Annotated in this window: 1 protein-coding gene; it reads left to right on the top strand. The window is 39.1% G+C overall.

Features of this window, described 5'->3' with window-relative positions:
- Positions 1-294, top strand: a 294-nt coding sequence (locus ACYVRA_RS09305) for a hypothetical protein (RefSeq protein ID WP_461252418.1), incomplete at both ends; no start/stop codon positions are given.

Here is a 294-nt window from a genome sequence, read left to right as displayed (position 1 = left end):
TGGAAGTGTATAATATCAGCTCTTCAACTTCCACTTACCTGATAAATACTTACGCCGGTAAAACTTTGCAGGATGTCACAAGAGCCGATGTGGTTTCCAGAGGTCATACCGCAGCTAACACCTATACTAATCAGACATTTTCAGGTGTAACTTCAATATTTAGCTCTAATTTAGCAGGTACTAGTGCTAATGTTACTGCGGGAATAAATATGTTGACGGAAGCATTACAGACAAATAATCGAAGCGGTTACTGTATTTGGTATGGCGGATCACTAAATCGGTTCTTTTACGTAA

Source organism: Treponema sp. R8-4-B8 (assembly GCF_054786175.1).
Note: the sequence above shows the minus strand (reverse complement) of the source record. Positions and strands in the feature narration are given on the sequence as shown.